The sequence below is a fragment of the Actinoplanes sp. ATCC 53533 genome (genome assembly GCF_003947245.1).
On sequence record NZ_QHHV01000586.1, the window covers coordinates 1 to 771 of the forward strand.

The 771-nt window shown below is 65.9% G+C and carries 1 pseudogene; it reads right to left on the bottom strand.

Going from position 1 to position 771, the window contains the following annotated elements:
• A pseudogene (locus DMB66_RS60170) lies at positions 1 to 672 on the bottom strand (sugar phosphate isomerase/epimerase family protein); the annotation flags it as partial.
• Positions 673 to 771: the final 99 nt, after the last annotated feature.

The following is a 771-nucleotide window of genomic DNA, read 5'->3' on the forward strand; positions in this document are numbered from 1 at the left end:
GTCATAGGCGCTCTGCCGACCCGGCACCGCGTCGTCCTCCCCCGGCCGCCAGAAGCGCCGGCGCGCCATCCGCATCGAGCTGTCGAACGGAGGAATCGCGTTGAACACCTCGACCAGGTAAGGCCCGCGGTAGACCGGTTCGATCTCGCCCAGCATGATGTCCCACGGGATCCAGCTGTCCCGCACCGCACCACGGTCGGGTGCGGAGATGTGGACGTAGAGCAGCTGGTTCCGCTTCGCGGCCCGGGCCACATCGCTCTTGAAGATCGCCGGACCCTGGCTCTCCATGACTGCTTGAGCGGTGTCGATCGTCACACCGCACCGCGCGATCTCGGCGTCATCGAGGAAGTCCAGCGCCTCCGACACCATGTTCGGCGGCGGAGATTCCCAGCTCTTGATGGGCTCGATGGCGAGCTGCACCTTCTTCGTGGCGGCGTAGTCCGCCAATTCCCGAAAGATGGAGCGCGCCGCCAGATACCGCGGCTGCATCCAATCCAGCAGGGCGTCGCTCCAGATCGGCTCGCCGCTGTCGGTGAGCGGAAAGACGCCGTACGGATAGAGGAAGGGCCCTGACATGATCGAGTCGTCGCCGCCCAGCACGTGGGTGATGTCGACGCGCGACTTGAGGTAGGCCAGGGCCTGTGCGCGCTGTTCCGCATAGGGTGAGGTCGGGTCGAAGGTCCGCGTGGTTCCGACGTTGGTCGTAACTTCGCGTCCCGCACGCCGGCCGCGTCGATGCCTTCTTCAAGCGGACATAGCTGTCGACCTCGT